At 73.1% G+C, this 11998-nt stretch carries 12 protein-coding genes; 4 read left to right on the top strand and 8 right to left on the bottom strand.

Annotated elements, in window-relative coordinates:
- Positions 1 to 33 precede the first annotated feature (33 nt).
- The gene (locus ACZ7MF_RS20470; protein ID WP_471478221.1) at positions 34 to 1074 is read left to right on the top strand and encodes a lactonase family protein; all 1041 of its coding nucleotides are present in this window, start codon (positions 34 to 36) and stop codon (positions 1072 to 1074) included.
- Between the two features lie 272 nt (positions 1075 to 1346).
- Here ACZ7MF_RS20470 and ACZ7MF_RS20465 read toward each other — a convergent pair whose 3' ends face one another.
- From ACZ7MF_RS20465 to ACZ7MF_RS20445, 5 genes are all read right to left on the bottom strand, one after another.
- Positions 1347 to 2273 carry a sirohydrochlorin chelatase gene (locus ACZ7MF_RS20465; RefSeq protein WP_471478218.1) on the bottom strand — a complete coding sequence of 309 codons (927 nt, stop codon included), beginning with the start codon at positions 2271 to 2273 and terminating at the stop codon, positions 1347 to 1349.
- A gap of 138 nt (positions 2274 to 2411) precedes the next feature.
- Positions 2412 to 3416 carry an N-acetylglucosamine kinase gene (locus ACZ7MF_RS20460; RefSeq protein WP_471478215.1) on the bottom strand — a complete coding sequence of 335 codons (1005 nt, stop codon included), beginning with the start codon at positions 3414 to 3416 and terminating at the stop codon, positions 2412 to 2414.
- Positions 3413 to 4090: a uracil-DNA glycosylase gene (locus ACZ7MF_RS20455; protein ID WP_471478212.1), complete on the bottom strand. Its 678-nt coding sequence runs from the start codon at positions 4088 to 4090 to the stop codon at positions 3413 to 3415. The genes ACZ7MF_RS20460 and ACZ7MF_RS20455 overlap by 4 nt, the downstream gene beginning before the upstream one ends.
- 70 nt (positions 4091 to 4160) lie before the next feature.
- A complete protein-coding gene (locus tag ACZ7MF_RS20450) occupies positions 4161 to 5315 on the bottom strand; it encodes a WD40/YVTN/BNR-like repeat-containing protein (protein ID WP_471478209.1) in 1155 nt (384 codons plus the stop codon).
- An 81-nt stretch (positions 5316 to 5396) separates the two neighbouring features.
- Positions 5397 to 7100: a DNA alkylation response protein gene (locus ACZ7MF_RS20445; RefSeq protein ID WP_471478206.1), complete on the bottom strand. Its 1704-nt coding sequence runs from the start codon at positions 7098 to 7100 to the stop codon at positions 5397 to 5399.
- A 102-nt stretch (positions 7101 to 7202) separates the two neighbouring features.
- On the opposite strand from ACZ7MF_RS20445, the gene ACZ7MF_RS20440 reads away from it, so the two are divergent.
- On the top strand, positions 7203 to 7955 hold the full coding sequence (locus ACZ7MF_RS20440) for a PaaX family transcriptional regulator C-terminal domain-containing protein (RefSeq protein ID WP_471478203.1): 753 nt from the start codon (positions 7203 to 7205) through the stop codon (positions 7953 to 7955).
- Positions 7956 to 7959: 4 nt separating this feature from the next.
- Here the strand turns inward: ACZ7MF_RS20440 and ACZ7MF_RS20435 are convergent, their stop codons facing one another.
- Together ACZ7MF_RS20435 and ACZ7MF_RS20430 are read right to left on the bottom strand one after the other, a co-directional pair.
- A complete protein-coding gene (locus tag ACZ7MF_RS20435) occupies positions 7960 to 8769 on the bottom strand; it encodes a pectate lyase (protein ID WP_471478200.1) in 810 nt (269 codons plus the stop codon).
- 197 nt (positions 8770 to 8966) lie between these two features.
- The gene (locus ACZ7MF_RS20430; RefSeq protein WP_471478198.1) at positions 8967 to 10046 is read right to left on the bottom strand and encodes an NADH:flavin oxidoreductase/NADH oxidase; all 1080 of its coding nucleotides are present in this window, start codon (positions 10044 to 10046) and stop codon (positions 8967 to 8969) included.
- Between the two features lie 157 nt (positions 10047 to 10203).
- Between ACZ7MF_RS20430 and ACZ7MF_RS20425 the strand changes: the two genes are divergently transcribed.
- Positions 10204 to 10575 carry a helix-turn-helix domain-containing protein gene (locus tag ACZ7MF_RS20425; protein ID WP_471478195.1) on the top strand — a complete coding sequence of 124 codons (372 nt, stop codon included), beginning with the start codon at positions 10204 to 10206 and terminating at the stop codon, positions 10573 to 10575.
- Positions 10576 to 10713: 138 nt separating this feature from the next.
- Positions 10714 to 11169 carry a DUF6214 family protein gene (locus ACZ7MF_RS20420; protein WP_471478192.1) on the top strand — a complete coding sequence of 152 codons (456 nt, stop codon included), beginning with the start codon at positions 10714 to 10716 and terminating at the stop codon, positions 11167 to 11169.
- Positions 11170 to 11211: 42 nt separating this feature from the next.
- Here the strand turns inward: ACZ7MF_RS20420 and ACZ7MF_RS20415 are convergent, their stop codons facing one another.
- Entirely contained in the window at positions 11212 to 11868 is a 657-nt protein-coding gene (locus ACZ7MF_RS20415; protein ID WP_471478190.1) for a DUF305 domain-containing protein, read from the bottom strand.
- Positions 11869 to 11998: the final 130 nt, after the last annotated feature.

Genomic DNA, 11998 nt, shown 5'->3' with positions numbered 1-11998 from the left:
GCGGGCAGACGAAGCGGAACGAGAGGGGCAGCGGTGACGGACGGCGGCAGGCGGCAGCGGCGGGCATACATCGGGTCGTTCACGGCGGCCGGCGGCCCCGGGATCCTGACGGCGACCGTCGCCGCCGACAGCGGCGCCCTCACGGTCGTGAGCGGCACGGACGGTCTGGCCGACCCCTCCTACCTGGCCCTGGCGCCCGACGGGGACACGCTCTACGCCGTCAGCGAGACGGCCGAGGGCGCGGTGGCCGCCTACCGGGTGAGCGGGGACAGGCCCGAGCCCACCGGACGGCCGGTGCCCGTCGAGGGCGACGGGCCGACCCACCTCAGCCTGTACGCCGGGCACGTGCTGACCGCCAACTACGGCTCCGGCACCGTCACCGCCGTACCGGTCCGCGCCGACGGCACCCTCGCCCGCTCCGCGTCCGGTGTGCTGCGGCACACCGGCTCCGGGCCGCATGCCCAACGTCAGCAGGGACCGCACGCCCACCAGGTGCGGCCCGACCCCAGCGGGCGCTGGGCCGTCAGCGTGGACCTCGGCACCGACTCCGTGCGGGTCTGCACCCTCACCGACGGCGTCCCCGCCGTGCACCGGGAGGTCGCGCTGCGGCCGGGCTCGGGACCGCGGCACCTGGCCTTCCATCCGGACGGCTCCCAGGCCTACGTCGTCAACGAACTGGCGCCCACCGTCACCGTCTGCCACTGGGACGCCGCCGACGGCGCACTCAAGCCCCTCACCGAGGTGCCGCTGCTGCCGGGGGCCCCGGCGGGCGACGCCTACCCGTCCGGCATCGCGGTGTCGCCCGACGGCCGCTTCGTGTGGACCGCGACCCGCGGCGAGGACGTCCTGTCCGTGTTCGTCGTGGAACCTGACGGCCTCCGGCTGTCCGCCACCGTGCCCTGCGGCGGGCACTGGCCCCGCGACATCGCCGTGTCCGACGGCTTTCTGTACGCGGCCAACGAGCGCTCCGGAGACGTGACCTGGTTCGCCCTGGACTCGGCCACCGGCATCCCCCGCCGCACGGGCTCCCTCGCGGTCCCGGCAGCCTCCTGCGTGATCTTCGCCCCCGCGTAACCGTAGGCAGCCATCCCACCCCGCCTGCGGGCCCTCGTGCCGCCCCAGCCTGCGGGCAGCCATCCCTGCCCCAGCCTGCGGGCAGTCGTGCCTCCTCCAGTGCCTGAACGGCCTGGGAGGTACCCCCAGGGCGGCACGGGTGGGCGCAGGCGGCACCCCGCAAGCGCCGGGTAGCGCGACCCACTCCCGCCCGCACCCACGCCGAAGGGGCCCGCTCCTCACCAGGAGCGGGCCCCTTCACAGACGCCTGGATGCGCGAGCGCAAGCGCACTTCACCGAACCGGCGCCCCCTGCGCCGGCTGCGGCGAGATGCCCAGCGCCGTCGTGTACTTGGCCAGCGCCAGCTTGCCGATCGCCGGGTACGGGCCGAGCGGCTCGGCGGTGGAGCAGCCCGCCTCCTTGGCCGCCTCCTCGAGCACGGACGCCTCGATCTCCGGACCGATCAGATACGGCGCGAGCGCCAGCTGCTGGGAGCCCGAGGAGCGCAGCTGCTCGGCGACGGACGCGATCGAGCCCTCCTCGTCCAGCGCCGCCGCGATCACCGGCACGGCCAGGCGCGCGGCGAGCAGCATGCCGGTGATCCCGGCCGCCTGGACGGCCTCGTCACCGCCGACGGAGGCGAGGATGATGCCGTCCGCGGCGGTCGCCACGGTGAACAGCCGGGCGCGGTCGGCGCGGGCGAGACCGGCCTCGGAGAGCCGCACGTGCAGCGCCTCGGCCAGCAGCGGGTGCGGCCCGAGAACGTCGGTCAGCTCGGCCGCGATTTTGCTGTCCATCACGGCCTGTCGGATCCGGCGCAGCAGCGCGTTGTCCGGCCCGGCGAGCAGCGGCACGACGACCGCGACGGGGCCCTCCGGCTCCTTCACGTCCAGTCCGGCGGCACGCGCCTGCTCGAAGCGGGCGGTGCGCTCCTCGGCGGCCCGGACGAGCACGGTGGTCAGGGAGGGGAACTCGGCGTCGTCGTCCCCGTCGAGGTGGCCGATCCGGGCGTCGAGCCCGGGCAGCTCGGAACGGGCGATGCTGATGACCTCGTCGGCGAGGCCCCGGGTGGCGCTACTGGGCGTCCCCGGCACCGCGAGGACGAGCGCCGGCGCGCCCTCGGGAGCCACCAGGGGTTCGGGACGGCGGTGCCGTCCGGGCTGGCGGGGGCGCGGCATTCGTACTGGCAGGCCGGACGCGGGCCCAGTGGGGGAGCTCATGGCGCCGCATGTTACTGGTTTCCGGGGTTTCCCTGTTCGGGGAGGGTGCAGGTGAGCGGTATCCGTCCTGTTTTGTCTGATGAGTGATGTACGGATCGGCCGACATCGGCATGATTCACCTCGTCGGCGGACCGGTTCTCAGCCGCCCGGCACCGTCGTCATCCACAGCATGCTGTCGTCACTCGGAAGCGTGAATGAACCGGTCGCCACGTCGGTCGCGACCCGGACCGCGCCGTCCAGCGGATCACCTTCGGCGGCCGTCCACCGCGCCTGCGGCAGCCGCTTCGCCAGCTCCTCTCCCAGCGGTACGAGGAGCGGATCGCCCAGCCGCGTCAGCCCGCCGGTGACGGCGACGAGGGGCTCACCGGCGGCCGGACAGACCGCGGCGGCCGAGTCGGCCAGATGCCGGGCGGCGGCCCCGAGGATCTCCGCCGCGACGGGGTCGGTGGCCGCGCACGCCGCCACCTCCGGTGCGAAGGAGGCCAGGACGGCCGGACGGTCGGACCGCGGATACACCTGCCCGGGCAGTCCCGCCGCCGGGCCGAAACGCTCCTCGGCGCGGACCAGCAGCGGAGCGGAGCCGCCCTCCCGCCCGTCGTGGGCGCGCAGCGCCGCCTCGAGACCGGCCCGCCCGATCCAGGCACCGCCGCCGCAGTCGCCCAGCAGATGCCCCCAGCCGTCCGCCCGGCGCCAGCGGGTCAGGTCGGTGCCGACCGCGATCAGGCCGGTACCGGCGGCCACCACCGCCCCGGCCCGTGGCCCGAGGGCGCCCACGTACGCCGTGACGGCGTCGGCGACCAGGGCGACCGTCCGCACGCCCAGCTCCCGGGCCAGGGCGCCCGGCAGTTCGGCGCGCAGCGCGTCGCCCAGCGTGGCCAGCCCGGCGGCCCCGACGACGACGGTGTCGAGCCGGGTCACGCCGTTCTCTGCGGTCAACGCCCTGGCCATCGGCAGCAGTTGCGCCAAGAGGTGTCCGGGGTCGATCCCGCGCGCACCGGTACGGACGGGCTCCCGCGAGACCCGCCGACCCAGCAGGCCGTGTCCGCCGCCGCTGTCACCGCTGTCACCGCTGTTACCGACGGCGCCGACGACGACGCGCAGCCCCGAGCCGCCGGAGTCCACGGCCAGGAAGCCGGTGCTCACGGCAGGCGCCAGTCCACCGGCTGACCTCCCAGGCGCATCAGCATGTCGTTGGCCCGGCTGAACGGACGGGAGCCGAAGAAGCCCCGGTCGGCCGACATCGGGGACGGGTGCGCCGACTCCACGGCCGGCAGATCGCCGAGCAGCGGCCGCAGATTGCGGGCGTCGCGGCCCCAGAGGATGGACACCATCGGCTTGCCGCGTGCCGCCAGCGCGCGTATCGCCTGCTCGGTGACCTCCTCCCAGCCCTTGCCGCGGTGGGCCGCGGGCTTGCGCGGGGCCGTGGTGAGCGCCCTGTTGAGCAGCAGCACGCCCTGCTGTGTCCAGGGCGTCAGATCTCCGTTGGCGGGCTGTGGGAGATTCAGGTCGGTGTTCAGCTCCCGGAAGATGTTGACGAGGCTGCCTGGCAGCGGGCGTACCTCGGGCGCGACGGAGAACGACAGTCCGACAGCGTGCCCCGGAGTGGGATAGGGATCCTGTCCGACGATCAGGACCCGGACATCGTCGAAGGGCTGTTGGAAGGCCCGCAGGACGTTCGCCCCCGCCGGGAGGTAGGTGCGTCCGGCGGCGATCTCCGCGCGCAGGAACTCACCCATCGAGGTGATCCGTCCGGCGACGGGTTCCAGGGCCTTCGCCCAGCCGGCTTCGACGATTTCATTCAAGGGTCGTGGTGCCACGGGCGTCACCCTACTGCCGTACGGGTGACGCCGATCAACCGATGGCCAAGGCCGGTCCCCCCGGTTCGGTTCATGCGACGACCGCGGCCCGCACGCACAGTACGTCCGGCAGGTGGGAGGCCAACTGCCGCCAGCTGTCGCCGTCGTCGGCCGACGCGAACAGCTCGCCGTTGCGGTTGCCGAAGTACACGCCCGCCTGCTCCGCGTCGTCCGTGGACAGCGCGTCGCGCAGCACCGTGCCGTAGTGGTCCTCCTGGGGCAGGCCCGCCGAGAGGGGCTCCCAGCTCTTGCCCGCGTCCGCGGTGCGGAAGACCCGGCACCGGTGGTCGGCGGGCACCCGGTCGGCGTCGGCGTTGATCGGGAAGACGTACGCCGTCTCGCCGCGGTGCGGGTGGGCGGCCACCGCGAAACCGAACGTGGAGGGCAGGCCCTCGCCGATGTCCGTCCAGTGCGCTCCGGCGTCGTCGCTGCGGTAGACCCCCCAGTGGTTCTGGAGGTACAGGCGGTCGGGGGTGGCCGCGTCGCGCGCGACCTTGTGCACGCACTGGCCGAACTCCGGGTCGGGGTCCGGCAGGAAGACGGCGGAGACGCCGGAGTTGGACGGCGCCCAGCTCGCCCCGCCGTCGGCGGTGCGGAAGACGCCCGCGGTCGAGACGGCGACCGTCACGGACCTGGGGTCGCGCGCGTCGGTGAGGACGGTGTGCAGCCCCTCGCCGCCACCGCCCGGCACCCACTTCGACCGCGTGGGGTGCTCCCACAGCGGGCGGACCAGCTCGAAGCTCTCACCACGGTCCTCCGAGCGGTACAGCGCCGCCGGTTCCGTGCCCGCGTACACCACGTCCGGCTCGGCGGCGGCCGGGTGCAGCTGCCACACCCGCTCCAGGGAGGCGCCGGTGTCCTTGGGGAACCTGACGGCGGGCGCGGCCGGTTCGGTCCAGGTCCGGCCCAGGTCGTCGGAGTGGAACACCGACGGCCCCCAGTGCGCGCTGTCGCCGCCGGCCAGCAGCCGCGGGGTGTCGCCGCGGGTGTCGAGGGCGACCGAGTAGACCGCCTGCGCGTTGAAGTAGGGACTCTCGTCGAACTCCCAGGTGCCACCCCGCCGGCGCCCGATGAACAGGCCCTTGCGGGTGCCCACGGCGAGCAGTACCTCGGTCATGCCGATCACCTCCGCGGCGTCCTCGTCGACGCCTTCGTCTCGGACACGGGCCAGTCTGCACCCAGGCACTGACAGTCACCCCCGGAAGGAGTGTCGGCGCAGGTCAGGACGGTGGTGTCGGGTCCGGGGAGGCTTCTTGCCGCCGCCGGTTCAGCCCTCGCCCGGAAGGGCCCGCGCCAGGATCCCGTCGAGGTCGGCCGTGTCCGGCAGCGTGCCGAAGGCGTGCCCCCAGTCCCCGCCGAGCCGGGTGGCGCAGAAGGCGTCGGCGACGGCGGGCGGGGCGTGCCGGACCAGGAGGGAGGCCTGGAGGGTGAGGGCCATCAGCTCCACCAGGCGGCGGGCACCGGTCTCGGACGCCTCGGTGAGCCCTGCCCGAAGCCGGTCCGCCGCCGCGTCCAGCCGGGCGTCCGCCCCGCGCGCCAGGGACAGTTCACCGAAGAGCGCGTGCGCGGCGGCGGGGGAGCGTCCCAACGCCCGCAGCACGTCGAGGGCGTTCACGTTCCCCGAGCCCTCCCAGATCGACAGCAGCGGCGCCTCGCGGTAGTGGCGGGGCATGCCCGACTCCTCCACGTAGCCGTTGCCGCCCAGGCACTCCAGGGCCTCCGCGGTGAAGGCGGGCCCGCGCTTGGTCACCCAGTACTTGCCGACGGCGGTGGCGATCCGCCGGAACGCCGCCTCCCCCTCGTCCCCGCGCACGGCACGGTCGGCCGCGCCGGCCAGCCGCAGGGTGAGGGTGGTCGCGGCCTCGGACTCCAGCGCGAGGTCGGCCAGGACGTTGCGCATCAGCGGCTGGTCCACCAGCCGCGCGCCGAACGCGGTGCGGTGCCGTACGTGGTGACCGGCCTCGACGAGGGTCTTGCGCATCAGCGTCGCCGAGGCCATCACGCAGTCCAGCCGGGTGCAGTTGACCATCTCGATGATCGTCTTGACGCCCTGACCCTCGGGCCCGACCAGCCACGCCACCGTCCCGTCGAACTCGGGCTCCGAGGAGGCGTTGGACCGGTTGCCGAGCTTGTCCTTCAGCCGCTGGATGCGGAAGGTGTTGCGGGTGCCGTCGGGCAGCACGCGGGGCACCAGGAAGCAGGAGAGCCCTCCGGTCGCCTGGGCCAGCACGAGGAACACGTCGCACATCGGCGCCGACGTGAACCACTTGTGCCCGCGCAGCGTGTAGACGCCGGGCTCGGCGGTCGCGGTGGCCGTCGTGCTGTTCGTCCGGACGTCCGAGCCACCCTGCTTCTCGGTCATCCCCATGCCGGCCAGCAGACCCCGTTTGTCCGCGGGTGTCCGCAGTCCCGGTTCGTACTCCCGGGAGGTCAGCAGCGGCTCGTAGACCTTCGCCAGCTCGGGCTGGGCACGCAGCGCGGGGACCGCCGCGTACGTCATCGAGGTCGGGCACCCGTGCCCCGCCTCCGTGTGACCCCAGACCAGTCCGCCGGCCGTCCGTGCGACGTGCGCGCCCGGCCGCCCGTCGGCCCACGGCGCCCCGGCCAGGCCCTCGCCGACGGCCACCCGTATCAGGTGGTGCCAGCTCGGGTGGTACTCGACCTCGTCGACCCGGTTGCCGTACCGGTCGTGGGTGCGCAGCACGGGCTCGTGCCGGTTCGCGAGGTCGCCCCACTCCTGCGCCTCGGCGCTGCCCGCCCGGCGGCCCAGCCGTCGCAAGCCGTCCTCGGCCCAGCCGGCGCCCTCCCGTCGCACGCCCTCCAGCAGGACCGTGTCGTCGGACGCGTCGTAGGGGGCCAGGGGAGGGGGCTGATTGGTGACGTCGTGCGTCGCGTGCCCCTCGGGGCCGCCCCAGGGCTCTTCGGACGGCTCGTGGGACTCGTACGGCGGCTCCTGCGCGAGTGTCGTCATGCATCGAGTGTTGCACTATCCCTACGGTCGTAGCAATAGTGCAACACGGTGGGCGCACGTACAGTACGTGCCCATGTGGACGAACGACACCCTCGCGCGCGGATGACCGGTTCCGAGACCCCCGACGGGCTCACCCTGCGTCCGCTGTCCGCGCGGTCGGTCGTCCTGAGCCTGTTGCTCGGCACCCACCCGCCGGAGCTTCCGGCGCGGGACCTGGTGCGGCTCGTGGAGGGGTTCGACGTCGGCGCCTCCACCGCGCGCGCGGCGCTCAGCCGGATGGCCGCCGCCGGGGACCTGCGCCGCACGGACACCGGCTACCGGCTCAGCGAGCGGCTGCTGGAGCGCCAGCGGCGCCAGGACGAGGCCCTGCGCCCGCACACGCGCGCGTGGGACGGAGCCTGGGAGACGTTCGTGATCACCGCGACGGGGCGCGGTCCCGCCGCCCGTGCCGAGCTGCGCACCGGGCTGACCGCCCTGCGTCTGGCCGAACTCCGCGAGGGCGTCTGGCTGCGTCCTGCGAACCTCGACCGCCCGCTGCCCGCGGCTCTCGACCGGGTGGCCGAGCGGCTCGTCTCACGCCCCGACGCTCCCGACCGCGAACTGGCCGCGCGCCTGTGGCCGTTGGACGCCTGGGCGGACACGGCACGGGCGCTGCTCGCCCAGGTCGACGGGGCACGGCGCCCGGCCGGCCGGCTCACCGCCTTCGCGGCCGTCGTGCGGCACCTGCTCGCCGACCCGGTGCTGCCCCCGGAACTGCTCCCGCCCGACTGGCCGGGGACGGCCCTGCGGGACGCCTACGCGCGCTACCAGCGGGAGCAGTCCGGGCAGGTCCGGGCGCACGGCACCCGGACCTGACGCGTCACTTGTAGGTGATGTCGGACGAGGAGTACTTGCAGTAGGTGCCGTCGGCGCCGGAGCCGTTCGAGTCCGGCTCGTCGCCGTCGTCGTTGCCGATGTACTTCTGGCACGGGACGATCTTCTTGCTGCTGTCCCCGACGATCGTGATGTTGCGCAGGGTCGCACTGTCGCCGTAGTTGGTGTTGATCCCGGCGATCCGGCCGCCCTTCCAGTTCACCTCGATGCCGCTGAGGTTGATGGTGCGCTTGTGCTGCGTCGAGCAGTTGCCGCAGGACCGGACGAAGGTGCCGAAGTTCTTGACGGCGAATCCGGAGACGTTCAGCGTGCCGGCGCCGTTGAACTGGAACACCTTGTCACTGGCCTCCTTGGCGCCACCGCCGGAGACCGTGTAGACGTTCGACGACGAGGAGCCCCGGAAGGTCGCCGCGTCCTCGCCGACGTCCTCCCACCAGACGTTCTGGAGCGTGCAACTGCCCTCGCAGTGCACGCCGTCCGCGGCCGGGGCGCCGATGATCACGTTCTTCAGGACGGCGCCGGGGGCCAGTTCCAGGATGGGGCCCTGGTCCTCGTCCTGTCCGTCGGAGCCGAGGTCGCCGGTGCCGTACAGGCGCTTCATCCCGTAGTCCTTGGTCCCGGACACCGAGATGGTGGAGGAGACGCCTTGGCTGCCGTTGGGGGTCGGCCAGGTGGCGGCCTGCGCGGAGGAAGCTCCGGAGGTCATGAGCATGCCAACCGAGAGGCCGAGTGAACCCAGTACGCCCAGCGCGCCGGTCGCCGCGCGCCGCGTGCGCGGTCGTGTCACAGGGGTCATGTTCTGATCCCTTCCATAGGGAGTGGGGGTGGAACGGAACATGTACGTGAACGTCGTGCGTCAACCTGACCGGCATCGCGAACGCGCGGCCGCACTTGTGGGGAAGAGTGGAGCCGCGGCGTTCGCGACGGTCATGCTGATGAACGGACCGTAGAGGGTAAGCGCTTTCTAGTCAACGCCTCGGGCGGCAGCCCGCCTCACATGCCCCAGCCGTACTGGTCCGGCATCCGGGCGTCCACGCCCAGCTCCCGCGCCGCGTGCTGGGCCCAGGACGGATTGCGCAGCAGCTCGCGGCCCAGCAGCACCGCGTCGGCCTCGCCGTTGGCCAGGATCTTCTCGGCCTGCTCGACCTCGGTGATCAGCCCGACGGCGGCGACCGGCAGCGTGGACCTGCCCTTCACGCGCGCGGCGAACGGGACCTGGTAGCCGGGCCCGGTCGGGATCCGGACGCGCGGGACGTTGCCGCCGGTGGACACGTCGAGCAGGTCGATGCCGTGGGCCTCGAGGTCGCGGGCGAAGCGGACGGTGTCGTCCGGCGTCCAGCCGCCCTCCTCCAGCCAGTCGGTCGCCGAGACGCGGAAGAACAGCGGCTTGTCGTCGGGCCAGACCTCCCGTACCGCGTCCACGACCTCCAGGGCGAACCTGGTGCGGTTCTCGTACGAGCCTCCGTAGGCGTCGGTGCGGCGGTTGGAGTGCGGCGACAGGAACTCGTGGATCAGGTAGCCGTGGGCACCGTGGATCTCGGCGATCTCGAATCCGGCGGCCAGCGCCCGGCGCGCGGCGTCCGCGAATTGGCCGACGACCTCCTGGATCTGCGGGGCCGTCAGCTCGGTCGGCACCGGATGCCGCTCGTCGAACGCGAGCGCGCTCGGGGCCAGCGGCTGCCAGCCGTACGCGTCCGCCCCCACCGGCGCCCCGCCCTTCCAGGGCTGCGCGGTGGAGGCCTTCCGCCCCGCGTGTGCCAGCTGGATCGCGGGGACCGTGCCCTGGGAGCGCAGGAAGTCCGTGATCCGGCGGAACGCCTCGACCTGCGTGTCGTTCCACAGCCCGAGGTCCTGCGGGGAGATGCGGCCCTCGGGCGACACGCCGGTGGCCTCCACGACGATCAGGCCGGTGCCTCCCACCGCGCGGGCGCCGTAGTGCGCGAAGTGCCAGTCGCCGGGCACGCCCGCCGACGGGCCTTCCGGTGCCGCGGAGTACTGGCACATCGGCGGCATCCAGATCCGGTTCGGGATCGTGGTGTCACGGAGCCGGAAGGGCTCGAAGAGGGCGCTCATGGCGGGCTGCTCCTGGGTCGCGGCGGGTCGGACGGCTCGTACGGTAACTCTCGTAGTACGTCGAGTGTCAAACTACGGCGTCCCTCGTACAGTGGGAACCCCTCCTGCAATGGGGACTCCCCTGACAGGTGGGCCCCCCGGACCGACTGGAGCCGCCGTGACCCCCGCCGCCACTGCCGCCGGCACCCGCGAGCTGCCGCACCCGACGCGTGAGGAGATCCGGCTGGAGGGGGTGCTGCACGCGCTCTCCGACCCGGTGCGGCTGCGGATCGTGCGGGACCTCGCCGCCGACAGCGGCGCACTCTTCTCCTGCTCGCACTTCGACCTGCCGGTCACGAAGTCCACCACCACGCACCACTTCCGGGTGCTGCGCGAGAGCGGGGTGATCCGGCAGACCTACCGGGGCACGGCCAAGATGAACGGCCTGCGCAGGGGCGATCTGGACATGCTGTTCCCGGGGCTGCTCGACGCCCTGCTGGCCGCGGCCGCCCGCCAGGCCGCCGTCTCCCGGCGCGACCCGCTGCGCTGACAGGGTGCTGCACCCGATGAACGAAGCGTGTTCCGTTCGTATGGAATGTGATCATTCGGTTACGTTGCGTATGTGCTCGAAGCATCCTTCGTTGATCGTTCTCTTCAGCTTTCCGACCGCTGTCCGGACGACGGTGAGATGTCCGTGCGGCACGCCTGGGTGGTGAGCGAGGGCTCCACCACGACCTCGTGGTTCGATGTCCGGCTGGCCTTCGCCGACGGCGCCCGGGTGGACGCGCTCGCCGTGCTGTCCGGTGCGGACGTGCGGGTCGAGGACGTACGGGCCCGGCCGCCGCTGTCCCTCGACGACCTGGCCGTACTGGCCGAGTGGCTGGAGCATCCACTCTTCGAGGCCTGCGTCGCGGCCCCCGCCCTCGGGGCGCCGGCCGCGTCGCGGCGGGCCCGGGCCGCGTGGCCGCGCGGGCGGGAGGGGCGCAGGCTCGTCGCCCAGGAGTACCGGGCGGCCCGGGAGGCGGGCGGCGATCCGGTCCTCGCGGTGATGCGCGCGACCGGGCACAGCAGACGCAGGTCGCTCAGGCTGATCGGCCAGGCGCGCGACGAGGGGTTCCTGGCGCCCCGCCGCGCGCGCCGCTGAGGCACCCCCGCGGGCACGTCCCGGCTCCGGGCCTCCGCGTCGTCACAGCATCGCGCGCATGCGTGAGATCTCGCTCGTCTGCTGGGCGACCACGTCGTCCGCCATCTCCTCGATCAGTACGTTGTTGCCCCCGGACTTCACGTCCGTGGCCATGCTGATCGCCCCCTCGTGGTGAGTGATCATCAGAGTGAGGAAGAGCTGGTCGAAGGCCTTGCCCTCGGCCGCGCGCAGCTTCTTCAGCTGTGCCTCGGTCGCCATGCCCGGCATCGCGGCGTGGTCGTGCCCGCCGCCCGTCACCTTCTCGCCGTGCGTCTCGAGCCAGCCCTCCATCGCCTTGATCTCCGGTCCCTGCGAGGCCGAGATCCGTTCCGCCAGCTTCTTGATCTGGCCGGACTCGGCCTGTTCCGGCGCCAGTTCGGTCATCTTCAGCGCCTGGGCGTGGTGCTGGATCATCATCCGCGCGTAGGAGACGTCCGCCGAGTTGGGGGAGTCGTCGTCGGCGCGCTGCTTCTCGGCGTCCTCGGCGGACAGGGTCCGGTTGCCCTCGCCCGGCTTGCCCGGCGCGATCACCGAGGGGCCGGCGGCGGCCGCCGAACCGGTGTCCGGTCCCGAGTCGCAGGCCCCCAGCCCGAGCACGGCCAGTGCGGTCAGCGAGGCCGTGACGAGTGACGCGCTGGACATCGCGGGGCGAATGGACACAACGACCTCCTGTGGCTGCGGGTGCCCCTCTGGATGGAGGGAGGCGGAGCACCTTGTGGGTGCGATGACCGTCCTAGCACGCTTCCGCGCGTCACTGATCAAAAAACTTCATTGCGAGTTTGTTGCCCCC

Source organism: Streptomyces sp. NPDC111628 (assembly GCF_055635195.1).
Note: the sequence above shows the minus strand (reverse complement) of the source record. Positions and strands in the feature narration are given on the sequence as shown.

Bases quoted from the DNA above. Each gene is read 5' to 3' on its own strand.
- ACZ7MF_RS20465 (WP_471478218.1), bottom strand. From the start codon at position 2,273: ATGAGCTCCCCCACTGGGCCCGCGTCCGGCCTGCCAGTACGAATGCCG.
- ACZ7MF_RS20420 (WP_471478192.1), top strand. From the start codon at position 10,714: ATGTCCGTGCGGCACGCCTGGGTGGTGAGCGAGGGCTCCACCACGACC.
- ACZ7MF_RS20440 (WP_471478203.1), top strand. From the start codon at position 7,203: ATGACCGGTTCCGAGACCCCCGACGGGCTCACCCTGCGTCCGCTGTCC.
- ACZ7MF_RS20435 (WP_471478200.1), bottom strand. From the start codon at position 8,769: ATGACCCCTGTGACACGACCGCGCACGCGGCGCGCGGCGACCGGCGCG.
- ACZ7MF_RS20445 (WP_471478206.1), bottom strand. From the start codon at position 7,100: ATGACGACACTCGCGCAGGAGCCGCCGTACGAGTCCCACGAGCCGTCC.
- ACZ7MF_RS20430 (WP_471478198.1), bottom strand. From the start codon at position 10,046: ATGAGCGCCCTCTTCGAGCCCTTCCGGCTCCGTGACACCACGATCCCG.